This is a genomic window from Kluyvera sp. Awk 3 (genome assembly GCF_028069715.1).
Classification (GTDB): Bacteria; Pseudomonadota; Gammaproteobacteria; order Enterobacterales; family Enterobacteriaceae; genus Kluyvera; species Kluyvera georgiana_A.
Genome location: NZ_JANEWH010000028.1, coordinates 19,877 through 42,728, shown reverse-complemented (window position 1 = coordinate 42,728; position 22,852 = coordinate 19,877). Strand labels below are relative to the sequence as shown.

Genomic DNA, 22,852 nt, shown 5'->3' with positions numbered 1-22,852 from the left:
CAAATGTTGAATTTAATAAGTTTTCTAAATCAATTGTTAATTTTTGTTGTCAGGAAACAGCAACGCATCGCGCAATAAGTGGTCATTGCCGCGACGACGCGTGAAGCCTATGCGATTGAAATACTCCAGAATTTGAATCGCCAGCTTGCGGCCAACGTTCAATTTATCGCGGAAATCGGCCGCACAGGTGGAACCTTTTTCCAGATCGAGTTCGCGGATCATGCTGGCAAACGCCACGATGCGGTCATTGCGATAATAGCGGTCCTTCACAATCGCGGTGATCATCCCCTGCTGCGCCGCCAGCCGTAAAACGCCGCGCATCATGTTCTCATCCGTCCCGGTTTGCGTCGCCAGATCGCGCACCCACCACGGTTCATCGCCAAACAACGGCGCGACCTTCTGCCAGATGGCCTGCTGTTCGTCGGTGAACCCGGCTTTGTGCTCTGGCAGATGCAGCCAGCCGTGATGGCTGGCGATAACGCCGCTTTCACGCATTTGCTCAATTAAGGTGAGCACCAGCGCTTCATCTTCCATTGGCAGCGCAATACGACGCAGGCGTTCACGCCCCGGTCCAGGCTCATCTTTATGTTGCTCGTGATAAAGCGCCAGCGCGTCGAGCAGCTTACGCTGCCAACGGGCCGCCAGCGGCGCATCCAGCAGGCAGTCGCCAGCGAGGATAAAGCCCGGTTGGGCAATCAGCGGCTCCAGCCCCTGCGTGCTCAGTTGACGCGCCCAAGCAAAGTCTCGTAGCTTCACCGCATCGCGGGAGAGGTGTACCGCCAACGCCTGAGCATCCGTTTTCGCCAGCGCCAGCGCGGCAATCCACGCCAGATACTCCGGCTTACGCTTACCGCGACGCGGCGAGTTCAGCGTCACCACGCGCGCGCCGGCCAGAGTGATTTTCGCCGAGATATCGCGCAGCACCAGCCGATCGTTATCCGCCAGCCACAGCGGCGTGTCGAGCAGCAGTTCCGCAAGATTATTTTCCAGCAACGATACGCGGCCAGTGATATGGCTGGCAGCATGGTGTATATGCAACGGCTGCCACTGGGTGAGCGGAATATGGCTATGCAGCTCAACAATAACTCGTTCAACGGCCTCCGGTGGCGCTTCCGTCAGCAGCCAGTCGCCGCGGCTGATATCGCCCTTTTCCGCTGCGCCAACGATATTTAACGCAATACGCTGCCCGCCGTGCGCATGCTCAACCGACTGATTCTGCGCATGCAACCCACGCACGCGCATGGGTGTGCCCATCCCCGTCAACCACAGGGTATCGCCCACCCGCACGTCGCCCGACAGCGCCGTCCCGGTCACCACCAGGCCCGCGCCCTTGACGGTAAAAGCGCGGTCGATAGCCAGACGAAAGCGCTGATGCTCCGGGTGCTCGCGAGCGGCAAGCAGACGTAAATGGTCGCGCAGCGCTTCAATGCCGATATTCGCCGTCGCCGCCGTTTCGAATAATGTGGCCTGTTCAAAACCGTACTCACGCAGAACCTGCGTGATTTCGCGGCGAACGTCGTCGATTCGCGCCCCATCGACGCGATCGGTTTTGGTTAATGCCACCGTCAGCGTTGGGTTACCCGTTAACTGAAGAATCGCCAGATGCTCGCGGGTCTGCGCCATCACGCCATCATCGCACGCCACCACCAACAGCGCATGGTCGATGCCACCGACGCCCGCCAGCATATTGGAGAGGAATTTTTCATGCCCCGGCACATCGATAAAGCCCAGTACGCGGCCATCCGGCTGCGGCCAGTAGGCGTAGCCAAGATCGATAGTCATGCCGCGGGATTTCTCTTCCGGCAAGCGGTCGGCATTGATGCCGGTAATCGCCTGTAGCAGCGTGGTTTTGCCGTGGTCAACGTGACCGGCGGTGGCAATAATCATTTCAGCAACATCTCCAGGAAACGGGATTCATCTTCAAGGCAGCGCAGATCGAGCCACAAACGCCCATCATAAATTCGGCCAATGACCGGTATGGGCAGGCTGCGCCAGCGGTTAGCCAGCGCATCAAGTCGGCTGCCGCGACCATCGAGCGGCGTGAGCGCAATGGCCGCGCTGGGCAGGCTTTCCGAAGGCAGCGATCCGCTGCCGATTTGCGATGCGCATGGCATGACCTGAACAGCAAACTTGTCGCCGTAGCGCGCGGCCAGCGGTTCGCGCAGACGCAGAGCCTGCTGGTTAATGTCTTGCGCGCTGCGGCTCAGCAGGCGCAGCGTGGGCAGCTCTGCCGCCAGTTTTTCCGGGTGCAGATACAGGCGCAGCGTTGCTTCCAGCGCCGCCAGCGTCATTTTATCGGCGCGCAGTGCGCGCTTCAGCGGATGCTGCTGCAGCTGAGCGATTAGCGCTTTCGTACCGACAATGATCCCGGCCTGCGGGCCGCCCAGCAGCTTATCGCCGGAGAAGCTCACCAGGCTAACGCCCGCGGCGATCATCTCCTGCGGCATCGGCTCTTTCGGCAGGCCGTAGCGGCTGAGATCCACCAACGAACCGCTGCCGAGATCAGCCACCACCGGTACACCCAGCTCGCGGCCAATTTCCGCCAGCTCGGCTTCCTCTACCGATTTAGTAAACCCTTCAATACTGTAATTGCTGGTGTGCACCTTCATCAGCAGCGCGGTGTTATCGTTCACTGCCTGACGATAGTCTTTGGCATGCGTACGGTTGGTGGTGCCGACTTCATACAGCACGCAGCCCGCCTGTCGCATCACGTCGGGAATGCGGAAGGCGCCGCCAATCTCCACCAGCTCGCCCCGCGATACCACCACTTCTTTGCCCGCCGCCGTCGCCGCCAGCATCAGCAGCACCGCCGCAGCATTGTTATTCACGATACAGGCGTCTTCCGCGCCGGTTAAGCGACACAGCAGGTCGGCCAGCGCCCGGTCACGATGACCTCGCCCGGCACCATCCAGATCGTATTCCAGCGTCACCGGGTCGCGCATCGCCTGGCTCACCGCATCAATCGCCGACTGCGCCTGCTGCGCGCGTCCGAGGTTGGTATGCAGCACGGTACCCGTCAGGTTAATCACCGGGCGCAGCGCGCTCTGCGCATCATAGCTCAGGCGTCGCGCCGTCTCTTGTGCCCAGTCTTCACTCCAGGCAGGTAGCGCCTGCCGATCACGAATATTCAGCCGCGCCTCATCCTGCATCTGGCGGAGCTGTTCCACCACCTGCGAGTGGCCATGGGCATCAAGTAAACGGGCAAAAGCAGGATCGCGAAGCAGGCGGTCGGTTGCGGGTAGCTGGCTGTAGAGCGAACGGGTATCGGTAGTCATGAATAGGCCTGACGGTTAAATGTTACCCCTCCCGACGGGAGAGGGAGTCATAAGGAGGGATTGTACAATGGACTGCGCCCCAGCGTTATAGCGTTCAATCAAGCCTTTGGCGGTTCGGTACGGGCAAAACTTTCGCGCAGGAACAACGTTTCGGCCAGTTTCACCAGTTGCGGACGCTCAACGCACCAGCCCGGCGCAATGCGGCGGAAGTTCAGGTAGCCGATAGCGCAGGCGATGGCGATAGTCGCCAGGTTGAGTTCATCAGTCTTCAGCGTACCGTCGTTGAGGTAGCCTTCCAGCGCGTCGAGGCTGCGGCTGATTTTTTCACGCTGACGCAGCACTTCCTCTTCCGACTGCTGGGCCGCCGGACGCGCCTGTTCACGCACCGAAGCCAGCCCGGCGTCCATAATGCCGTCGGCCAGCGCTTCCAGCTGACGGATTCTCAACGCCTGCTGCGGGTCGGACGGCACCATCTGCGGCGCAACGCCCAGCAGTTCAATGTACTGCGCGATAATCGGCGAGTCGTACCAGCATTCGCCATCATCGGTGACCAGCGCCGGTACTTTCCCCAGCGGCGTGTACTGCGCTACGCCGGTGTCGGCGCTATAAGGCTGCTCGTTGATAAAGTCGAAGGCGATCCCCTTTTCCAGTAAGAGGATCGATATTTTGCGTACAAACGGGCTTGTGTAGCTGCCGACCAGTTTCATTCTCATCTCCTTTACGCCAACAAAACTATCAGTATGGCTCAGGCAGCGGCATTCGCCTTCTGGATTTTGTCATCCTAGTGATCCAGATAGAGATAATGCATCCAGCTGGTCATCCGCAGCAGCACTTTACGCATCACCGACACGTGAGCGAAATGGTCGGAATAGACCGCCACCTGGGCATAAATACCGTCGGGCAGGGAATCCACATCGGCGTTCGGATCGAGGTCAATCAACGCCATCACGCCGTCGGTTCCCGGTACTACACTCAGCGACTGTAGCGCGCCCTGCGCCTGATATGAGCCGCCGGGCACTACAGGTAAAATGCTCGCCAGCTTGCCATGGAACACCTGCCCCGGCAGCGCATTAAACACCACTTCCGCATCATCGCCCGCCTCCAGGCGCAGCAGCGAGTTCTGGCGGAATTGAGCAACAATCTGCCGTTTCTGTTCCGGGATAAACACCATGACCGGACGCAGCGGCAGCGCGGCAGCGTACGTGCCAGGGCGAATGAGCACCTGCGTGGCGTATCCGTCGCTTGGCGCGCGGACGATGGTCTGATCGAGGTTATATTTGGCTTCCGACAGCTGTGCGCGCAGGCTGACAATTTGCGACTGTTCGCCGTTAACCATGCTGTCTAACTGACTTTGAATCTGCGACTGTTCGGCAATCGACCCTTTGACCATCGCGTCCTGCGCGAGGTAGTTCTGTCTGGCGTTATCGATATCGCTCTCTGAGAACGGGTTTACCCGCGCCTGGCTGCCTTTCAGATAGCGCTGATAATCTTTGTACAAGCGATCGCGCTCGGCGGAAACGCGGGTGGTGTTCGCCTGCGCTTCGGACAGCTGAGCTTTCAGCGTCTGGACGCTATGTGTGGCAGTCACCAGGTCGGCCTGTAATCGGTCGACTCGCGCCTGATAACGCGTCGGGTCAATCTTAAACAGCACCTCACCTTTTTTAATCAGCTGGTTATTTTTATCCGTCACCTCACTGACTATGCCGGTGACCTGTGGCGTAATCGGAATAGAGATCACCGCTTTTTGCGCGGTATAGGTATACGGGTGGTTATAGTTCATTAATAAAATAAGCCCGCTAACCAAAAATATACCGCCCAGCGCGGCGGTGGCTAACGTCCATTGGTTAACAGGAATACGGAATATTTTAAATACCGCCCACGCAAGCGCCACATAAGTTAATACGATCAGCAGATCCATAATTATTGCTCCGGCTTTGTCGCGTCGGTTGAGGGGGATATTTCCGCCAACTTTTGCTCCAGCTCAGCCACGCGGCGGGAAAGCTGTGCAAGTGCGTCATCCGCTGCTGGTACGGGTTCTGAAGGTTTTATATGTGACTGCATGCCCCAGCCGCGTTCAGGCTGGTAGAGGGTGGCCCAGATCCATAAAAACGGCCAGATAACATGCAGCGTAAACAGACTGACCCAGCCGGCAGTATGAATAGCATCGGCGTGGGGATGATTACGCTTTTTCGCAATGGTATAAGGAATATCATGAATCATGATGATCCCGTAAAACAGGACCAGGAAAACGAAGATCAGCACGCCCAACGCAAAATAGTTTAGAAACATATCTGCCCCAGATTCACGCTTATTTGGTTTTTTTAAATTGCAGGCAGCCGAGATGCTGATGGCTGATAATATGAAAATAATGCGCAATGACCGTTTTCGCCATTCCGCGGCGGGGAATTTTTACCAGAAGAGACGGACAGCAAAAAACGCTGGTTGTACACAATGTGTCACCAGCAGGAGAAGTCGTTAAATCGGCGTCAGTACGCCGATTTTTATGCTACTTTTTTGGCGTTTCCACAGGGCGATAAAGGTTACGATAATGGGCTAATCGCACCAGGAACATCTCGGCTTTGTCCTCGGGAATATCGGCGGGAACCCGGTCTGAATAGGGTCGTTTTTGCAGATACTCCATAAACGCCTGGCTGGAGGCCATAAAGTCTACCGCCTTATCAATGATTTGCGGTACGTTCTCTCCCATTTTGCTCATCGTCGCACTCCCTCTTTAAGACCTTTCCCTAAGCATGGATAATCCTGGCGCGAAGGGTTGAGGAAAATGTGCGGTTCTTTGCCACTCATTTCCAAAAAAGCGATCAACTTAACTATTTTATGAAATAACAATACTATTCATAAAGTTACATTAATTATCTGCTTATAATCGCCCGAAGAAACTACCTTATTTTGTATAATTAACTACCAGAAATGAGCAGCAACGCGCATACTAAGCGCTATTACGTCTATTTTGTTATCAGATATCAGCAAGATGAAAGAAATCGAGAAAAATGAAATCAAACGTCTGAGCGATCTGCTCGACGCCATCCGCCACCAGCAGGCAGGTCTGTCTCTGGTTGAGAGCGCAGAAAAATATGCCGAGCTGGAAGAAGAAAAAACCAAGCTCGAAACCGAAATTGCTCGCCTGCGTGAAGTGCATACGCAGAAGCTGAGCAAAGAGGCCCAGAAACTGGCCAAAATGGGCTTCAGCCGTCCAATCACCAAAAAAGAACAGGCCGACATGGGCAAGCTGAAGAAAAGCGTCCGTGGCCTGGTGGTGGTTCACCCGATGACAGCGCTTGGCCGTGAAATGGGCCTGCAGGTGATGACCGGGTTCGCGAAGAGCGAGTTCTGATTCCTCCTTGAACCTTCTCCCGCCCGGGGGAAGGTTTTTTATTCTCTCCCTCCCAAATTGGCCCAACCAATTTCACAACCAAATCTCTGGTAATTCACAATTCCACTATTTAGCGTCACAAACACATTGCTACATAGCAACATTTGATTAACCATTCATTGTCATTATCCCTACACCACCCTATTGGCAGGGCCAATTTTACACAAACTGTGACGCAGAGATGAGCACAGACTCACCGCCGACCGGTACGTGTGGCCCCCTGGAGACCTGCATGAGCCTCTGGCAACAAAACTACGATCCGGCCGGGAATATCTGGCTTTCAAGCCTGATTGCCTCACTCCCTATCCTGTTCTTCTTCTTCGCGCTGATTAAGCTCAAGTTGAAGGGCTACGTCGCAGCCAGTTGGACGGTATTCATCGCCCTTGCCGTCGCGTTGCTGTTCTACAAAATGCCGGTCGACCGCGCGCTGGCGTCGGTGGTGTACGGCTTCTTCTACGGTCTGTGGCCCATCGCCTGGATTATTATCGCCGCCGTTTTTGTCTACAAAATTTCGGTGAAGACCGGGCAATTCGACATTATTCGTTCGTCGATTCTTTCCATTACGCCGGACCAACGTTTGCAGATGCTGATCGTCGGCTTCTCCTTCGGCGCCTTCCTCGAAGGGGCGGCGGGTTTCGGCGCGCCGGTGGCGATTACCGCCGCGCTGCTGGTTGGTCTGGGCTTTAACCCTCTGTATGCAGCGGGTCTGTGTCTGATCGTCAATACCGCACCGGTGGCGTTTGGCGCGATGGGGATTCCGATTCTGGTCGCCGGACAGGTGACCGGGCTGGACAGCTTTGAAATCGGCCAGATGGTAGGCCGTCAGCTGCCCTTCCTGACCATCATCGTGCTGTTCTGGATCATGGCGATTATGGACGGCTGGCGCGGTATCAAGGAGACCTGGCCCGCGGTGATGGTAGCAGGTGGTTCGTTTGCTATCGCCCAGTACCTCAGCTCTAACTTCCTGGGGCCGGAACTGCCGGACATCATCTCTTCGCTGGTTTCTCTGGTGTGTCTGACGCTGTTCCTCAAGCGCTGGCAGCCGGTACGTATTTTCCGCTTTGCCGATATGGGCGCCTCCCAGGTCGATATGAACCTGGCGCGCACCGGCTACACCGCCGGGCAGATCGTTCGCGCGTGGTCGCCGTTCCTGTTCCTGACCGCCACTGTGACGCTGTGGAGTATCCCGCCGTTTAAGGCGCTGTTCGCTCCAGGCGGCGCGCTGTACGATCTGGTGATTAACGTTTCGGTTCCGTATCTCGACAAGCTGGTTGCCCGTATGCCGCCGGTAGTGAGTCAGGCCACGGCCTACGCGGCGGTCTATAAGTTCGACTGGTTGTCGGCAACCGGCACCGCGATTCTGTTTGCCGCCCTGCTCTCTATCGTCTGGCTGCGCATGAAACCGAAAGATGCCATCAATACCTTCGGCTCCACGCTGAAAGAACTGGCGTTACCGATTTACTCTATCGGCATGGTGCTGGCGTTCGCCTTTATCTCGAACTATTCAGGTCTGTCATCAACGCTGGCACTGGCGCTGGCGCATACCGGCCACGCCTTTACCTTCTTCTCGCCGTTCCTTGGTTGGCTTGGCGTATTCCTGACCGGTTCGGACACCTCTTCCAACGCGCTGTTCGCCGCGCTTCAGGCTACCGCTGCACAGCAGATTGGCGTGTCGGACGTCCTGCTGGTTGCGGCTAACACCACCGGCGGCGTCACCGGCAAGATGATTTCGCCGCAGTCCATCGCCATTGCCTGCGCGGCGGTTGGCCTGGTAGGTAAAGAGTCCGACCTGTTCCGCTTTACCGTGAAACACAGCCTGATTTTCACCTGCATGGTGGGCGTAATCACCACGCTGCAGGCTTACGTCTTAACCTGGATGATTCCGTGATAACACTGCCCAAACGTCTGTCAGACGATGTCGCCTGCCGCGTGCGGGCACTGATTGAAGAACAACAGCTGGAGGCGGGCATGCGTTTGCCCGCCGAAAGAAAGCTGGCAGTCCAGCTTGGCGTCTCGCGCAACTCGCTGCGCGAAGCGCTGGCGAAGCTGGTGAGCGAAGGATTGCTGCTCAGCCGTCGCGGCGGCGGCACCTTCGTGCGCTGGCAGCATGAAGGCTGGTCTGAGCAAAATATTGTGCAGCCGCTGAAAACGCTGCTGGCCGACGATCCGGACTACAGCTTTGATATCCTCGAAGCGCGCCACGCCATTGAAGCCAGCACCGCCTGGTATGCCGCGATGCGCGCGACCGATGCCGATAAAGAAAAAATCCGCCTTTGCTTTGAAGCCACCCAGAGCGACGACCCGGACCTCGCCTCTCAGGCCGACGTTCGCTTCCATCTCGCCATTGCCGAGGCATCCCACAACGTGGTGTTGCTGCAAACCATGCGCGGTTTTTTTGACCTGTTGCAATCGTCGGTGATCCAAAGCCGCGAACGTATGTATCTGGTGCCGCCGGTGTTTGCGAAGCTGACCGAGCAGCATCTGGCCATTCTCAATGCCATTACCGCCGGTGATGCCGAAGGCGCGCGTCAGGCGATGATGGCGCACCTCGGTTTCGTCCACACCACCATTAAACGTTTTGATGAAGACCTGGCTCGCCAGGCGCGGATCACCCGACTGCCCGACGACCACACTGATATTTCCAGGGAGAAAAAAGCATGATTATTTCCGCTGCGAGTGACTATCGCGCTGCCGCCCAGCGCATTCTGCCGCCGTTCCTGTTCCACTATATTGACGGTGGCGCGTATGCGGAACACACCCTGCGCCGCAATGTGGAAGATCTCTCCGACGTCGCGCTGCGCCAGCGTGTGCTGAAAAATATGTCCGACCTGAGCCTGGAAACCACGCTGTTTAAAGAGCAGCTTTCTATGCCGGTCGCGCTGGCGCCGGTTGGTCTATGCGGCATGTACGCCCGTCGCGGCGAAGTGCAGGCCGCCGCCGCCGCAGATGCCAAAGGCATCCCGTTTACCCTCTCCACCGTCTCGGTCTGCCCGATTGAAGAGGTCGCCCCGACCATCAAGCGCCCGATGTGGTTCCAGCTGTACGTGCTGCGCGATCGCGGCTTTATGCGCAACGCGCTGGAGCGCGCCAAAGCGGCAGGCTGTTCAACGCTGGTCTTTACCGTCGATATGCCAACCCCAGGCGCGCGCTACCGCGATGCCCACTCCGGCATGAGCGGCCCCAACGCCGCCCTGCGCCGCTACTGGCAGGCGGTGACTCATCCGCAATGGTCCTGGGACGTTGGCCTCAACGGGCGTCCGCACGACCTGGGCAATATCTCGACCTATCTCGGCAAACCCACCGGGCTGGAAGATTACATCGGCTGGCTGGCGAATAACTTCGATCCGTCTATCTCGTGGAAAGACCTCGAGTGGATCCGCGAATTCTGGGACGGCCCGATGGTGATCAAAGGGATCCTCGACCCGGAAGATGCCCGCGACGCGGTGCGCTTCGGCGCGGATGGTATCGTGGTTTCTAACCACGGCGGCCGCCAACTCGACGGTGTACTCTCCTCCGCCCGCGCGCTGCCGGCGATTGCCGATGCGGTAAAAGGGGATATCACGATTCTGGCTGATAGCGGCATCCGTAACGGTCTCGACGTGGTGCGCATGATTGCACTGGGCGCGGACAGCGTGCTGTTGGGTCGCGCGTACCTCTACGCGCTGGCAACACACGGGCAGGCGGGTGTGGCTAACCTGCTGAATCTGGTTGAGAAAGAGATGAAAGTAGCGATGACGCTGACCGGGGCGAAATCGATTAAAGAGATTAGCCGCGATTCGCTGGTGCAAAGTGCAGAAGTGGCGCAGGTGTTTAATGCCATTAAGCAGGGAAATGCGGCGTAGTTTTGTGCCGTTTGTTCCCCTCACCCTGGCCTTCTCCCCAGAGGGGCGAGGGGACTGTTCAGTTTCGTTTGCTCACCCGCAGATCCGCTCTGCTCCCTCTCCCTTTCAGGGAGAGGGCCGGGGTGAGGGTTTCCGCAAATTCTGCTATCCTGCCCCGCAATCCAAGGGGGCAGTATGCTTAACATCGTTTTATTCGAACCTGAAATCCCGCCCAATACCGGGAACATCATCCGTCTGTGCGCCAACACCGGCTTCCGTCTGCATATCATCGAACCGATGGGCTTTGCCTGGGACGATAAACGCCTGCGCCGCGCCGGGCTGGACTACCACGAGTTCACCGCCGTCACGCGCCATGCCAATTACGCCGCCTTTGTTGAGAGCGAAAACCCGCAGCGCCTGTTTGCCCTGACCACCAAAGGTACGCCCGCCCACAGCGCGGTGAGCTATCAGGACGGCGACTATCTGATGTTTGGCCCGGAAACCCGTGGGCTGCCCGCGACCATTCTGGACGCGCTGCCGCCTGAGCAAAAAATTCGGATTCCAATGATGCCGGACAGCCGCAGCATGAACCTGTCAAACGCGGTGTCGGTGGTGGTGTATGAGGCATGGCGCCAGCTGGGGTATCCGGGCGCCGTATTGCGTAGCTGATATTGGCCGGATGACGGCTACGGTTTGGTAGGCCCGGTAAGCGCTGCGCCACCGGGCAAGGCCTTAAATCCCGTCGCCGTACTCAAACCCGTGATTAATGCCGTTGAAGTGCTGGTCCATATCCATCGCCGGTTTATCCGACTCCGGCTTGCCGACGATACGCGCCGGGACGCCTGCGGCGGTGGTGTGTGGTGGAACCGGCTGGAGAACCACCGAGCCAGCGCCAATCTTCGCGCCGCGACCCACTTCAATATTGCCGAGGATCTTCGCCCCGGCACCAATCATCACGCCTTCGCGGATTTTCGGGTGACGGTCGCCGCTGGTTTTACCGGTACCGCCAAGGGTGACGGACTGGAGGATCGAGACGTCGTTTTCAATCACCGCCGTTTCCCCAACCACTATGCCGGTCGCGTGGTCGAGCATGATGCCGCGGCCAATTTTGGCCGCCGGGTGAATATCCACCTGGAAAGATACGGAGACCTGATTTTGCAGGAAAATCGCCAATGCGCGACGCCCCTGGCCCCACAGCCAGTGACCAATGCGATAAGCCTGCAGAGCGTGGAAACCCTTCAGATACAGCAGCGGGGTAGAATATTTGTCGACCGCCGGGTCACGCGTGCGCACGGCCTGAATATCGCAGGCGGCGGAGGCGATCATCTCCGGGTCGGCGGCGTAGGCCTCTTCTACCACTTCGCGAATCGCGATAGCAGGCATAATCGGAGAGGCCAGCTTGTTGGCAAGCATGTAGCTTAAGGCACTGCCGAGGTTTTCGTGTTTGAGTAAGGTCGCATGATAAAAACTGGCGAGCATAGGCTCACAGTCCGCCAGAGCCCTGGCTTCCGCTTTAATATTGTTCCAGACAATTTCCAGTTCTTCACACGACATTGCTTACTCCAGACATATTGGAACGATCGGCAAGTCTGCGCTTGCCGGATCGTCGGGATGACAAAGGTTTCCTGCGATTAATTGCCGCTATGCTCATCCTTGCGTGCACGACCTAATAAAGTCAATGCTGCCTCGCGCGCGTTTTTTCCGCAATATAATACCTGATAAATTTCCTCGGTTATTGGCATTTCGACACCTACACGGTGCGCCAACTCGCGGACTTCTTTGGTATTACGGTAACCTTCGACCACCTGGCCAATACTGTCCTGTGCTTCCTGAACCTGCGCCCCTTTGCCCAGCGCCATGCCGAAACGACGGTTTCGCGACTGGTTGTCGGTACAGGTCAGCACTAAATCGCCGAGCCCCGCCATGCCCATAAAGGTTACCGGGTCTGCGCCCAGCGCCACGCCCAGACGCGACATTTCGGTCAGGCCACGGGTGATCAGCGCCGTACGCGCGTTGGCGCCAAAGCCAATGCCGTCGGAGATGCCCGCGCCAATCGCAATCACGTTTTTCACCGCACCGCCCAGCTGGACGCCGATGAAGTCCGGGTTGCTGTAGACGCGGAAGCTTTTGCCGCAGTGCAACAACTGCTGCAAATCGTCGGCAAAGACCGGGTCCGTCGCCGCCAGCGAAATCGCCGTCGGCAAACCCGCCGCCAGCTCTTTGGCAAAGGTTGGGCCAGAAATCACCGCCAGCGGGATCTCGTCACCCAGCGCTTCACGCGCCACATCCTGCAACAGACGACCGGTTTCCGCTTCCAGGCCTTTCGTCGCCCATAAAAGGCGCGCATCAGGACGCAGCAGCGGTTTCATCTGACGCAGTACGTCGCCGAATACGTGGCTTGGCACCACCACCAGAATATCGCGGCTGGCGGCCAGCGCGGTCGCTAAGTCGCTTTCCAGGTGGAGCGTCTCGGGAAACGGAACGTCGGGAAGAAATGCCGCGTTGCAGCGATCGTGCTGTAGCGTCGCGACATGTTTGGGATCGTGGCCCCAGAGTACGACCTGGTGGCCGTTTCTTGCCACGGTGATGGCAAGAGCGGTGCCGTAAGAGCCGGCACCGATCACAGTCATTGAAGCATTAAGTGCGTTCATCAGGCATCCTGATGTTGTTCTGCACCTTCGCCAGCCTGCTGCTGCAGATAGTTCATGAACAGCGCATCAAAGTTAACCGGCGCAAGGTTCAGCTGTGGGAAAGTCCCACGGGAAACCAGGCTGGTGATGCATTCACGCGCATACGGGAACAGGATGTTCGGGCAGTATGCACCCAGGCAATGAGCCATTTGTGTCCCTTCGATACCTTCGATGGAGAAGATACCCGCCTGCTGAGTTTCACACAGGAATGCGGTTTCTTCGCCCAGCGTCGCCGTTACGGTGACACGCAGCACCACTTCATACACGCCTTCAGCCAGCTGGTTGGAAGCGGTATCCAGATCAAGTTTAACCTCTGGTTGCCAATCTTTCTGGAAAACATGCGGTGCATTCGGCGCTTCAAAGGAAACGTCTTTGGTGTAGATGCGCTGAATCTGGAAAGCCATTTCTGCGTTGTTTTGTTCTGACATGTGTAAAAAACCCTTTCGTGTTGTCCTTAAAAAAAGCGGTACGCCTCACGCCTGCTTCTGCAGGCGCGAACGCGAAGCATTAGCGCAGCAGGGGATCAAGTCCACCACGCGCATCAAGCGCATACAAGTCGTCGCAGCCGCCAATGTGCTGTGCATCAATAAAAATCTGCGGAACCGTCGTGCGGCCGCTGCGCTGAATCATCTCTTCGCGCTTTTCAGCGTTACCGTCGATAGGCAGTTCCTCAAAGGTGACGCCTTTTTCAGACAGCAGCGCTTTTGCACGGTGGCAATAAGGGCATGTTGCTTTGGTATAGATTTCAATCTTCGCCATGACAGCTCTCCTGACTTCACCCGATGAACGAGCAGGGAATTATTTGCCGCGAACCAGAGGCAGGTTTTCACCGCTCCAGCCAGCAATACCTTCTTTCAGTACGAATACTTTTTCAAAACCGGCTTTCAGCAGTGCGGTAGCGGACTCAGTTGCCTGCATACCCGTGCCGTCGGTCACGATCACCGGTTTGTCTTTGTGTTTTTCCAGCTCGCCGACGTTGTTGGCTTTGATTTCGTTCGGCAGCAGGTTCAGGGAACCGGCAATGTGGCCTTTACGGAAATCATCACGCTGGCGCAGGTCAACGACAATCGCGTCTTCTTTGTTGATCAGGCGCGTCGCTTCGCCGCGGTTGATGACCTTAACTTTAGACATCAGCCCTTTAAAAGTGGTGAACAGCACGGCCGCCAGCAGCGCGATCCACGCGATGCTCAGGACAGGGTGACGACCTACAAATTGCATAATTTCTTGCATGGGGGGTAACAGCTCCCGACGTGTAATGTTTAAAAACCAGGGAAGGAGTATACCTGCGGCGTGGCGCAAATACAGCCAGCGCGCGCGATGTAATGCGTTTTCTGCGGAGTGCTACGGAAAAAAGGAGGAAAATGTGCGTTTTTCCTCGTGCATCTCCCCGCTTTCTTTGATCTCTCATTGTTATTTTATCGATTCAGCTGTAGTAAAATTACGCAAATTTTCTGTCTTTAGAGCATGAGGTTGTCGCAATGTCGGTTTCTAAAAAACCTATGGTACTGGTGATTCTGGATGGCTACGGCTACCGCGAAGAGCATCAGGATAACGCTATTTACAGCGCAAAAACGCCAGTAATGGACGCGCTGTGGGCCAAACGTCCGCATACCCTGATCCACGCTTCCGGCCTGGAAGTGGGTCTGCCAGACGGTCAGATGGGTAACTCTGAAGTCGGTCACGTGAACCTGGGCGCAGGCCGTATCGTGTATCAGGATCTGACCCGTCTTGACGTTGAAATCAAAGATCGCCAGTTCTTCGCTAACCCGGTGCTGTGCGGCGCGGTAGACAAAGCGGTTGCCGCCGGTAAAGCGGTACACATCATGGGCCTGCTGTCCGCCGGTGGCGTACACAGCCATGAAGACCACATTATGGCGATGGTAGAGCTGGCCGCTGAACGTGGCGCAGAAAAAATCTACCTGCACGCCTTCCTCGACGGTCGTGATACCCCGCCACGCAGCGCTAACGGCTCCCTGCAGAAGTTTGAAGAGAAATTTGCCGCACTGGGCAAAGGCCGCGTCGCCTCCATCATCGGTCGTTACTACGCGATGGACCGTGACAACCGTTGGGATCGCGTTGAACAAGCTTACAACCTGCTGGTTGAAGCCAAGGGCGAATTCCAGGCTGACACCGCGGTTGCCGCGCTGGAAGCCGCTTACGCTCGCGACGAAAACGACGAATTCGTGAAAGCAACCGTCATCCGTGCAGCCGGCCAGGCCGATGCCGCAATGGAAGATGGCGATGCGCTGGTCTTCATGAACTTCCGTGCTGACCGCGCGCGTGAAATCACCCGCGCTTTCGTTAACGCTGACTTCGACGGCTTCAAGCGCCACAAAGAAGTGAAGCTGGGTGATTTCATCATGCTGACTGAATATGCGGCAGACATCAAAGCACCGTGCGCCTACCCACCAGCGTCTCTGGAAAATACCTTTGGCGAGTGGATGGCGAAGCATGACAAAACCCAGCTGCGCATCTCCGAAACCGAGAAATACGCGCACGTGACTTTCTTCTTCAACGGCGGCGTTGAAGAGCCGTTCAAAGGGGAAGATCGCATCCTGATCAACTCCCCGAAAGTGGCCACCTACGACCTGCAGCCGGAAATGAGCTCTGCCGAGCTGACCGAGAAGCTGGTTGCGGCCATCGAAAGCGGCAAGTACGACACCATCATCTGTAACTACCCGAACGGCGATATGGTTGGCCATACCGGCGTCATGGAAGCCGCAGTGAAGGCCGTTGAAGCGCTGGATCACTGCCTGGATGAAGTCACTCATGCGGTCGAGAAAGTGGGCGGCCAACTGCTGGTCACCGCTGACCACGGCAACGCCGAGCAGATGCGTGATCCGGCTACCGGCCAGGCGCACACTGCCCACACCAGCCTGCCGGTTCCGCTGATTTATGTTGGCGACAAAACCGTCAAAGCGGTGGAAGGCGGCAAGCTCTCCGACATCGCGCCGACCATGCTGGCGCTGATGGGGATGGAAATCCCGCAACAGATGACTGGTAAGCCGCTGTTCATCGTGGAATAATCCTTCCCCATGAGGGGAAAGGCGATCTATTCCATTAAATGGGCCGAAGCGACGCTTCGGTCTACGTTTTACGCCAGCGTGCTCAGCGCTGGCGTATTGCTGTGCGCCACGCCCGCCCACGCGGACGACCGCTCACAGCTCCAGTCTATTCAGGCCGATATCGCCGCCAAAGAGCGCGCGGTACGCCAACAACAGCAACAACGCGCCACCCTTCTCGCCCAGCTTAAAGCGCAGGAACAGGCCATCGCCGCCGCCGCGCGTCAGCTACGTGAAACGCAAAACTCGCTGGCGCAGCTCAATGCGCAAATCGCCGAGATGAACGCCAACATTGCGAAGCTGGAAAAACAGCGCGCGATGCAGGAGCGCAACCTCGCCGCACAGCTTGATGCCGCGTTCCGTCAGGGCGAACATACCGGTATTCAGCTGATTCTCAGCGGTGAAGAGAGCCAGCGTGGGCAGCGTCTACAGGCCTATTTCGGCTACCTGAACCAGGCGCGGCAGGAAACCATCGCCGAGCTCAAACAAACCCGCGAAGACGTGGCGGCGCAAAAAACCGAGCTGGAAGAGAAACAGAGCGAACAGCAAACGCTGCTGTACGAGCAGAAGGCCCAGCAGGCCAAACTGGAAGCGGCGCGTAACGAGCGCCAGAAAACGATTTCCGGGCTGGAATCCTCCATTCAGCAGGGCCAGCAACAGCTTGGCGAGCTACGGGCGAACGAATCCCGCCTGCGCAATAGCATTGCGCGTGCCGAAGCGGCAGCAAAAGCCCGCGCCGAGCGCGAAGCCAAAGAGGCCGAGGCGGTACGTAACCGTCAGCAAGAGGCCACCCGCAAAGGCACTACCTACAAACCTTCCGAAAGTGAACGCTCACTTATGGCACGAACCGGCGGTCTGGGCGCCCCTCGCGGTCAGGCTTACTGGCCGGTTCGCGGCACGACGCTGCATCGCTATGGCGAACAGCTACAAGGTGAGCTACGTTGGAAGGGGATGGTCATCAGCGCATCGGAAGGCACCGAAGTCAAAGCCATTGCCGATGGGCGCGTCATCCTTGCCGACTGGCTACAGGGCTATGGCCTTGTTGTGGTGGTCGAGCACGGTAAAGGCGATATGAGCCTCTACGGGTATAACCAGAGCGCGCTGGTCAGCGTCGGCACACAGGTCCGCGCCGGGCAGCCGATCGCCCTGGTGGGCAACAGCGGCGGACAGGGTCGACCGTCGCTCTATTTCGAAATTCGCCGCCAGGGTCAGGCGGTCAATCCACTGCCGTGGTTGGGAAGATAAGTTTTGCTTCAATTTCGTCGAGTCGTACTTCTTAGTGCGCTGGCATTCGCCGCGCCGAGCTATGCCGGTAAGCTCTCTATCGTTATCGATGACTTTGGTTATCGTCCGCAGCAGGAAAATCAGGTGCTGGCGATGCCGTCCACCATTTCCGTTGCGGTACTCCCTAACGCCCCTCATGCGCGTGAAATGGCCACTAAAGCCCATAACGCCGGGCATGAAGTGTTGATTCACCTGCCGATGGCGCCGCTCAGTAAGCAGCCGCTGGAAAAAGACACCCTGCGCCCGGACATGAGCAGCGATGAGATCGAACGGATTATTCGCGAAGCGGTTGATAAAGTGCCGTATGCCGTAGGCCTGAACAACCATATGGGCAGCGCGATGACCTCCAGCCTGTTTGGTATGCAAAAAGTGATGCAGGCACTCAGCCGCTACAATCTTTACTTCCTCGACAGCATGACCATCGGCAATAGCCAGGCCATGCGCGCCGCTAACGGTACCGGGGTGAAGGTGATTAAGCGCAGAGTGTTCCTCGACGACACCCAGAACGAAGCGGATATTCGTCGCCAGTTTAACCGGGCAGTCGACCTCGCGCGCCGCAACGGTTCGGCGATCGCTATTGGTCACCCGCATCCAACGACCGTGCGCGTATTGCAGCAAATGGTCTATAACCTGCCGTCAGATATCACCCTGGTGCGCCCGAGCAGCCTGCTCAACGAACCGCAGGTTGACACCTCGACGCCGAATCGCGGTTTGTCGCCGTCCGTTCAACCGTCACAGCCACGCAACCCGTTCCATGGCGTGAAGCTTTGCAAGCCGAAGAAACCGCTGGAGCCGGTCTACGCCAGCCGCTTCTTCAACGTATTGAGCGAAAGCATCACCCACAGCACGCTGGTGCAGTATATGCAGCTGCAATGGCAGGGGTGGAGCAGCAGTGGGGCTTAATTAACCGCGCATCTTTGACCACAGGCGAATGAGGAACCATACGCTGTGTATGTCGGTAAGCCCTTTCGCCAGGTCGGAGAGTGCGATCTGCTCGTTGAATTTTTGTCGTACGGCCGTTTTGTCTTTTATCTTACGGCGATAGAGCCCCAGAAAATGCCCGCTTTCTTTTAACGCGTGAATCAGCAGCGAACGGCGAACGGCTGCATATTCCGGACGTTTCGCGTAGGCGATCAGTTTGCTGATAATATCAATGTAGCTATAGGCTCGTGGATCGTAGTAGCGAGTGTGATTAGTGATCGACTCAGTATTCTTGACGTAGTAGTAATCCGGCGTCTCTGAGAGATAAAACACACCATTGGCCAGCGCCAGTTCCGTCGTCCACAGAATATCTTTATGGCTGCTGCCAATATGAAAATCGATGTTATTTTTTTTGATGTACTCTGAACGGATAATTTGCAGCCAGATATAATGCGGCCATTCCCGCACTTTCACCGCATGGTTAATCCATGCAAAACCACTCTGCGTTTGGTTATAAATCTGTCGGGAGTGAACAGCGTGCCCATGCTGATGGCCACGTGCCGAAGTGAACATACCGTTGGAAATTAGCACATCGCAATTATTTTTCTCGGCCAGTTGCAGCCGTGAATAAATCATATCCGGATGAATATCATCATCGGCATCAAGTAAAATCAGCCATTTGCCCCGGTGGGCTGCCAGCCCTGCGTTTCGCGCAACGTAGACGCCGCTGTTAGGTTGAGAAATGATTTTCAGACGGCTGTCAGAAATCGACGAAAGAATATTCAGCGTATTATCCGTTGAACCATCGTCAATAACGATAAGCTCCAGCGATACCCTTTGTTCAGCCAGAACGTCTTCAACGATCTGCTGGATACTCTTTTCACCGTTATAAACCGGAATAATAACGCTAACATCGATTGTCTGGCTGGTCATACTCGCTCTTTACTATGAAGTGAAACTGGCGCTAGCGTACTAGAGATGAAGCCGAAAATAAAAGGCCAGGAGAGCGATCCTGGCCTTTTATGATTAATCCCAGCTCAGCACAACTTTACCGGACTGACCCGAACGCATCGCGTCAAAGCCTTTCTGGAAGTCATCAATGCCGAAGCGGTGGGTGATGATCGGCGACAGATCGAGGCCAGACTGGATAAGCGCCGCCATCTTGTACCAGGTTTCGAACATTTCACGACCGTAGATACCTTTAATAAACAGACCCTTAAAGATAACTTTGGTCCAGTCGATGGACATATCGGACGGCGGAATACCCAGCATCGCAATGCGCCCACCGTGGTTCATGGTGTCCAGCATGGAGCGGAACGCCGGCGGCGCGCCGGACATTTCCAGACCGACATCAAAACCTTCAGTCATGCCCAGCTCTGCCATGACGTCGTTGAGGTTCTCTTTGGCGACGTTGACCGCGCGGGTCACGCCCATTTTGCGCGCCAGCTCCAGGCGGTATTCGTTCACGTCAGTAATCACCACGTTACGCGCGCCAACGTGTTTAGCGACCGCGGCCGCCATCACGCCAATCGGGCCCGCGCCGGAGACCAGCACATCTTCACCCACCAGGTCGAAAGAGAGCGCGGTGTGCACCGCGTTGCCGAACGGGTCAAAAATTGAGGCCAGGTCGTCGGAGATATTGTCCGGAATTTTGAACGCGTTAAACGCCGGGATCACCAGATATTCCGCAAAACAGCCCGGACGGTTAACGCCAACGCCAATGGTGTTGCGGCACAGGTGCGTACGTCCGGCGCGGCAGTTACGGCAGTGACCACAGGTGATATGGCCTTCACCGGAGACGCGGTCGCCGATTTTAAAGCCGCGCACTTCCTGGCCGATACCGACCACTTCGCCCACGTATTCATGACCCACAACCATCGGTACCGGGATCGTCTTCTGTGACCATTCATCCCAGTTGTAGATATGCACGTCGGTGCCACAAATCGCGGTTTTGCGAATTTTAATCAGCAGGTCATTGTGGCCGAGTTCCGGTTCCGGAACGTCGGTCATCCAGATCCCTTCTTCCGCTTTCAGTTTAGATAACGCTTTCATCTGACACCCTCAGGCAATCACGCCCAGTTGTTTACCGATGCGGGTAAAGGCTTCCACCGCACGTTCAATTTGTGCCGTCGTATGCGCCGCTGACATCTGGGTGCGGATACGCGCCTGGCCTTTTGGTACCACCGGGAAGAAGAATCCGGTGACGTAAATTCCTTCTTTTTGCAGCTCACGCGCGAAGTTCTGCGCCACCACCGCATCACCCAGCATCACCGGGATAATCGCGTGGTCCGCGCCCGCAAGCGTAAAGCCGGCGGCAGTCATTTTTTCGCGGAACAGACGGGCATTGGCCCACAGCTGGTCGCGCAGCTCAGCGCCATTCTCCACCATCTCCAGCACTTTAATCGATGCGGCAACGATAGCCGGCGCCAGCGAGTTGGAGAACAGATACGGACGCGAACGCTGGCGCAGCCACTCCACCACTTCCTTACGCGCTGCGGTATAGCCGCCGGACGCGCCGCCAAGCGCTTTGCCCAGCGTGCCGGTGATGATGTCGACACGGCCCATCACATCACAGTATTCATGCGAACCACGGCCATTTTCGCCGACGAAGCCAACCGCGTGGGAATCATCGACCATCACCAGCGCATCGTATTTGTCCGCCAGGTCGCAGACGCCTTTCAGATTGGCAATCACACCGTCCATCGAGAACACGCCGTCGGTGGCAATCAGCACGTGGCGTGCACCGGCTGCACGCGCTTCCTTCAGGCGCTCTTCCAGCTCAACCATATCGTTGTTGGCATAGCGGAAACGCTTCGCTTTACACAGGCGCACGCCGTCGATGATCGAGGCGTGGTTCAGGGCGTCGGAGATAATGGCGTCTTCTGCGCCCAGCAGCGTTTCAAACAGGCCGCCGTTGGCATCAAAGCAGGAGGAATACAGAATGGCGTCTTCCATACCGAGGAAGCTTGCCAGCTTCTGCTCCAGCGCTTTGTGGCTGTCCTGGGTGCCGCAAATGAAACGTACCGAGGCCATACCGAAACCATGGCTGTCCATACCGGCTTTGGCGGCATTGATCAGCTCAGGGTGGTTGGCCAGGCCAAGATAGTTGTTGGCGCAGAAGTTAATGACGTGGCTGCCGTCGCCCACGGTGATATCCGCTTGCTGAGCGGAGGTGATAATACGTTCTTCTTTAAACAACCCTTCCGCACGGGCGGTATCGAGGTCCTGAGTTAACTGTTTGTAAAAATCACCACGCATTGCAACTCTCCAGATTCGGTAAAATTTGGCACATATTACCCAAAGCTATACGCTGATACGAGATGATGCATGTCTGAATGAATTATTTGCAGCATAAATCACGCGTCCCACATCCAGCCGAACGGTGAAAGGCTGAAGGCGGGCTAATGTGATGGTATGATTAGAAGCATTCGTGCCCGGGATACGCCCTGGCCCACCAATATCAAAGGTTACAGTTATGATTATCGTTACCGGCGGCGCTGGCTTCATTGGCAGCAACATCGTGAAAGCGCTGAATGACAAAGGCATTACCGACATCCTGGTAGTGGACAACCTGAAAGACGGCACCAAGTTCGTAAACCTGGTGGACCTGGATATCACCGACTACATGGATAAAGAAGATTTTCTGATCCAGATTATGGCCGGTGAAGAATTCGGCGACATCGAAGCCGTATTCCACGAAGGCGCTTGCTCTTCCACCACCGAGTGGGACGGTAAGTACGTGATGGATAACAACTATCAGTACTCCAAAGAGCTGCTGCACTACTGCCTGGAGCGTGAAATTCCGTTCCTGTACGCCTCTTCCGCAGCCACCTACGGCGGCCGCACCAGCGACTTTATCGAGTCCCGCGAATTTGAAAAACCACTGAACGTGTACGGTTACTCTAAATTCCTGTTCGACGAGTACGTACGCCGCATCATGCCGGAAGCGAATTCACCGATCGTGGGCTTCCGCTACTTTAACGTCTACGGGCCGCGTGAAGGCCACAAAGGCAGCATGGCGAGCGTCGCGTTCCACCTGAACACCCAATTGAACAACGGCGAAAGCCCGAAACTGTTCGAAGGCAGCGATGGCTTCAAACGTGACTTCGTTTACGTCGGCGACGTGGCGGCGGTCAACCTGTGGTTCTGGGAAAACGGTAAATCCGGCATCTTCAACCTCGGTACCGGCCGCGCGGAATCCTTCCAGGCCGTGGCTGACGCCACCCTGGCGTTCCACAAAAAGGGCAGCATTGAATACATTCCGTTCCCGGACAAACTGAAAGGCCGCTATCAGGCGTTCACGCAGGCCGATCTGACCAACCTGCGCGCTGCTGGCTACGATAAGCCGTTCAAGACCGTCGCCGAAGGCGTAACGGAATACATGGCCTGGTTGAACCGCGACGCGTAA

At 56.7% G+C, this 22,852-nt stretch carries 23 protein-coding genes; 9 read left to right on the top strand and 14 right to left on the bottom strand.

Annotation, left to right across the window (positions count from 1 at the left end; genetic code table 11):
- Positions 1 to 36: 36 nt before the first annotated feature.
- The 6 genes from selB to NNN71_RS08480 form a co-directional block, all read right to left on the bottom strand.
- The gene (selB, locus tag NNN71_RS08505) at positions 37 to 1,887 is read right to left on the bottom strand and encodes a selenocysteine-specific translation elongation factor (protein ID WP_271458308.1); all 1,851 of its coding nucleotides are present in this window, start codon (positions 1,885 to 1,887) and stop codon (positions 37 to 39) included.
- Positions 1,884 to 3,275 (bottom strand): L-seryl-tRNA(Sec) selenium transferase, encoded by a 1,392-nt coding sequence (gene selA, locus NNN71_RS08500; protein WP_271458307.1) that lies wholly within the window; start codon positions 3,273 to 3,275, stop codon positions 1,884 to 1,886. Before selA ends, selB begins: the two co-directional genes overlap by 4 nt.
- A 98-nt stretch (positions 3,276 to 3,373) precedes the next feature.
- Positions 3,374 to 3,982: a glutathione S-transferase gene (locus NNN71_RS08495; protein WP_271458306.1), complete on the bottom strand. Its 609-nt coding sequence runs from the start codon at positions 3,980 to 3,982 to the stop codon at positions 3,374 to 3,376.
- 74 nt (positions 3,983 to 4,056) lie between these two features.
- Positions 4,057 to 5,193 carry an HlyD family secretion protein gene (locus NNN71_RS08490; protein WP_271458305.1) on the bottom strand — a complete coding sequence of 379 codons (1,137 nt, stop codon included), beginning with the start codon at positions 5,191 to 5,193 and terminating at the stop codon, positions 4,057 to 4,059.
- Between the two features lie 2 nt (positions 5,194 to 5,195).
- Positions 5,196 to 5,564 (bottom strand): DUF3302 domain-containing protein, encoded by a 369-nt coding sequence (locus NNN71_RS08485; protein WP_271458310.1) that lies wholly within the window; start codon positions 5,562 to 5,564, stop codon positions 5,196 to 5,198.
- 217 nt (positions 5,565 to 5,781) lie between these two features.
- The gene (locus NNN71_RS08480; RefSeq protein ID WP_065357211.1) at positions 5,782 to 5,991 is read right to left on the bottom strand and encodes a hypothetical protein; all 210 of its coding nucleotides are present in this window, start codon (positions 5,989 to 5,991) and stop codon (positions 5,782 to 5,784) included.
- Positions 5,992 to 6,264: 273 nt separating this feature from the next.
- Here NNN71_RS08480 and NNN71_RS08475 point away from each other — a divergent pair, with 273 nt between their 5' ends.
- From NNN71_RS08475 to trmL, 5 genes are all read left to right on the top strand, one after another.
- Positions 6,265 to 6,627 carry a YibL family ribosome-associated protein gene (locus tag NNN71_RS08475; RefSeq protein WP_064541058.1) on the top strand — a complete coding sequence of 121 codons (363 nt, stop codon included), beginning with the start codon at positions 6,265 to 6,267 and terminating at the stop codon, positions 6,625 to 6,627.
- Between the two features lie 271 nt (positions 6,628 to 6,898).
- Positions 6,899 to 8,554: an L-lactate permease gene (gene lldP / locus NNN71_RS08470; protein ID WP_163448408.1), complete on the top strand. Its 1,656-nt coding sequence runs from the start codon at positions 6,899 to 6,901 to the stop codon at positions 8,552 to 8,554.
- On the top strand, positions 8,551 to 9,327 hold the full coding sequence (gene lldR, locus NNN71_RS08465) for a transcriptional regulator LldR (protein ID WP_271458304.1): 777 nt from the start codon (positions 8,551 to 8,553) through the stop codon (positions 9,325 to 9,327). Before lldP ends, lldR begins: the two co-directional genes overlap by 4 nt.
- Positions 9,324 to 10,508: an FMN-dependent L-lactate dehydrogenase LldD gene (lldD, locus tag NNN71_RS08460; RefSeq protein WP_167574819.1), complete on the top strand. Its 1,185-nt coding sequence runs from the start codon at positions 9,324 to 9,326 to the stop codon at positions 10,506 to 10,508. Before lldR ends, lldD begins: the two co-directional genes overlap by 4 nt.
- 174 nt (positions 10,509 to 10,682) lie before the next feature.
- On the top strand, positions 10,683 to 11,156 hold the full coding sequence (gene trmL, locus NNN71_RS08455) for a tRNA (uridine(34)/cytosine(34)/5-carboxymethylaminomethyluridine(34)-2'-O)-methyltransferase TrmL (RefSeq protein ID WP_064541047.1): 474 nt from the start codon (positions 10,683 to 10,685) through the stop codon (positions 11,154 to 11,156).
- Between the two features lie 63 nt (positions 11,157 to 11,219).
- On the opposite strand, the gene cysE is transcribed toward trmL, so the two are convergent.
- From cysE to NNN71_RS08430, 5 genes are all read right to left on the bottom strand, one after another.
- Positions 11,220 to 12,041, bottom strand: a complete 822-nt coding sequence (cysE, locus tag NNN71_RS08450; protein WP_035894708.1) for a serine O-acetyltransferase — start codon at positions 12,039 to 12,041, stop codon at positions 11,220 to 11,222.
- Between the two features lie 77 nt (positions 12,042 to 12,118).
- Positions 12,119 to 13,138, bottom strand: coding sequence for an NAD(P)H-dependent glycerol-3-phosphate dehydrogenase (gpsA, locus tag NNN71_RS08445; RefSeq protein ID WP_163448415.1), 1,020 nt, complete (start codon positions 13,136 to 13,138; stop codon positions 12,119 to 12,121).
- A complete protein-coding gene (gene secB / locus NNN71_RS08440) occupies positions 13,138 to 13,605 on the bottom strand; it encodes a protein-export chaperone SecB (protein ID WP_064541041.1) in 468 nt (155 codons plus the stop codon). Before secB ends, gpsA begins: the two co-directional genes overlap by 1 nt.
- A 79-nt stretch (positions 13,606 to 13,684) precedes the next feature.
- Positions 13,685 to 13,936, bottom strand: a complete 252-nt coding sequence (gene grxC / locus NNN71_RS08435; protein ID WP_163448417.1) for a glutaredoxin 3 — start codon at positions 13,934 to 13,936, stop codon at positions 13,685 to 13,687.
- 39 nt (positions 13,937 to 13,975) lie between these two features.
- Positions 13,976 to 14,407 carry a rhodanese-like domain-containing protein gene (locus NNN71_RS08430; RefSeq protein WP_163448418.1) on the bottom strand — a complete coding sequence of 144 codons (432 nt, stop codon included), beginning with the start codon at positions 14,405 to 14,407 and terminating at the stop codon, positions 13,976 to 13,978.
- Positions 14,408 to 14,655: 248 nt separating this feature from the next.
- Here NNN71_RS08430 and gpmM point away from each other — a divergent pair, with 248 nt between their 5' ends.
- The 3 genes from gpmM to NNN71_RS08415 are packed head-to-tail and all read left to right on the top strand — an operon-like array spanning position 14,656 to position 18,426.
- Positions 14,656 to 16,203, top strand: coding sequence for a 2,3-bisphosphoglycerate-independent phosphoglycerate mutase (gpmM, locus tag NNN71_RS08425; RefSeq protein WP_167574817.1), 1,548 nt, complete (start codon positions 14,656 to 14,658; stop codon positions 16,201 to 16,203).
- A gap of 9 nt (positions 16,204 to 16,212) precedes the next feature.
- Positions 16,213 to 17,484, top strand: coding sequence for a murein hydrolase activator EnvC (gene envC / locus NNN71_RS08420; RefSeq protein WP_163448422.1), 1,272 nt, complete (start codon positions 16,213 to 16,215; stop codon positions 17,482 to 17,484).
- A gap of 3 nt (positions 17,485 to 17,487) precedes the next feature.
- Positions 17,488 to 18,426 carry a divergent polysaccharide deacetylase family protein gene (locus NNN71_RS08415; RefSeq protein WP_271458303.1) on the top strand — a complete coding sequence of 313 codons (939 nt, stop codon included), beginning with the start codon at positions 17,488 to 17,490 and terminating at the stop codon, positions 18,424 to 18,426.
- Here the strand turns inward: NNN71_RS08415 and NNN71_RS08410 are convergent, their stop codons facing one another.
- The 3 genes from NNN71_RS08410 to kbl all read right to left on the bottom strand — a co-directional run bounded on the left by NNN71_RS08410 (position 18,427) and on the right by kbl (position 21,702).
- Positions 18,427 to 19,377 carry a glycosyltransferase gene (locus NNN71_RS08410; RefSeq protein ID WP_163448425.1) on the bottom strand — a complete coding sequence of 317 codons (951 nt, stop codon included), beginning with the start codon at positions 19,375 to 19,377 and terminating at the stop codon, positions 18,427 to 18,429.
- A 93-nt stretch (positions 19,378 to 19,470) separates the two neighbouring features.
- The gene (tdh, locus tag NNN71_RS08405) at positions 19,471 to 20,496 is read right to left on the bottom strand and encodes an L-threonine 3-dehydrogenase (RefSeq protein WP_163448426.1); all 1,026 of its coding nucleotides are present in this window, start codon (positions 20,494 to 20,496) and stop codon (positions 19,471 to 19,473) included.
- A gap of 9 nt (positions 20,497 to 20,505) precedes the next feature.
- Positions 20,506 to 21,702: a glycine C-acetyltransferase gene (gene kbl, locus NNN71_RS08400; RefSeq protein WP_163448428.1), complete on the bottom strand. Its 1,197-nt coding sequence runs from the start codon at positions 21,700 to 21,702 to the stop codon at positions 20,506 to 20,508.
- Positions 21,703 to 21,919: 217 nt separating this feature from the next.
- Here kbl and rfaD point away from each other — a divergent pair, with 217 nt between their 5' ends.
- Complete coding sequence (rfaD, locus tag NNN71_RS08395; protein ID WP_064541014.1) at positions 21,920 to 22,852, top strand: ADP-glyceromanno-heptose 6-epimerase; 933 nt, start codon at positions 21,920 to 21,922, stop codon at positions 22,850 to 22,852.

Excerpts from the sequence above, each read along its gene's own strand:
- NNN71_RS08475 (WP_064541058.1), top strand. The coding sequence starts at position 6,265 with ATGAAAGAAATCGAGAAAAATGAAATCAAACGTCTGAGCGATCTGCTC.
- cysE (WP_035894708.1), bottom strand. The coding sequence starts at position 12,041 with ATGTCGTGTGAAGAACTGGAAATTGTCTGGAACAATATTAAAGCGGAA.
- kbl (WP_163448428.1), bottom strand. The coding sequence starts at position 21,702 with ATGCGTGGTGATTTTTACAAACAGTTAACTCAGGACCTCGATACCGCC.
- tdh (WP_163448426.1), bottom strand. The coding sequence starts at position 20,496 with ATGAAAGCGTTATCTAAACTGAAAGCGGAAGAAGGGATCTGGATGACC.
- NNN71_RS08495 (WP_271458306.1), bottom strand. The coding sequence starts at position 3,982 with ATGAAACTGGTCGGCAGCTACACAAGCCCGTTTGTACGCAAAATATCG.
- NNN71_RS08485 (WP_271458310.1), bottom strand. The coding sequence starts at position 5,564 with ATGTTTCTAAACTATTTTGCGTTGGGCGTGCTGATCTTCGTTTTCCTG.
- secB (WP_064541041.1), bottom strand. The coding sequence starts at position 13,605 with ATGTCAGAACAAAACAACGCAGAAATGGCTTTCCAGATTCAGCGCATC.
- lldP (WP_163448408.1), top strand. The coding sequence starts at position 6,899 with ATGAGCCTCTGGCAACAAAACTACGATCCGGCCGGGAATATCTGGCTT.
- gpmM (WP_167574817.1), top strand. The coding sequence starts at position 14,656 with ATGTCGGTTTCTAAAAAACCTATGGTACTGGTGATTCTGGATGGCTAC.
- NNN71_RS08490 (WP_271458305.1), bottom strand. The coding sequence starts at position 5,193 with ATGGATCTGCTGATCGTATTAACTTATGTGGCGCTTGCGTGGGCGGTA.
- rfaD (WP_064541014.1), top strand. The coding sequence starts at position 21,920 with ATGATTATCGTTACCGGCGGCGCTGGCTTCATTGGCAGCAACATCGTG.
- selA (WP_271458307.1), bottom strand. The coding sequence starts at position 3,275 with ATGACTACCGATACCCGTTCGCTCTACAGCCAGCTACCCGCAACCGAC.
- envC (WP_163448422.1), top strand. The coding sequence starts at position 16,213 with ATGAGGGGAAAGGCGATCTATTCCATTAAATGGGCCGAAGCGACGCTT.
- trmL (WP_064541047.1), top strand. The coding sequence starts at position 10,683 with ATGCTTAACATCGTTTTATTCGAACCTGAAATCCCGCCCAATACCGGG.
- grxC (WP_163448417.1), bottom strand. The coding sequence starts at position 13,936 with ATGGCGAAGATTGAAATCTATACCAAAGCAACATGCCCTTATTGCCAC.
- NNN71_RS08410 (WP_163448425.1), bottom strand. The coding sequence starts at position 19,377 with ATGACCAGCCAGACAATCGATGTTAGCGTTATTATTCCGGTTTATAAC.
- lldD (WP_167574819.1), top strand. The coding sequence starts at position 9,324 with ATGATTATTTCCGCTGCGAGTGACTATCGCGCTGCCGCCCAGCGCATT.
- gpsA (WP_163448415.1), bottom strand. The coding sequence starts at position 13,138 with ATGAACGCACTTAATGCTTCAATGACTGTGATCGGTGCCGGCTCTTAC.
- selB (WP_271458308.1), bottom strand. The coding sequence starts at position 1,887 with ATGATTATTGCCACCGCCGGTCACGTTGACCACGGCAAAACCACGCTG.
- NNN71_RS08480 (WP_065357211.1), bottom strand. The coding sequence starts at position 5,991 with ATGAGCAAAATGGGAGAGAACGTACCGCAAATCATTGATAAGGCGGTA.
- NNN71_RS08430 (WP_163448418.1), bottom strand. The coding sequence starts at position 14,407 with ATGCAAGAAATTATGCAATTTGTAGGTCGTCACCCTGTCCTGAGCATC.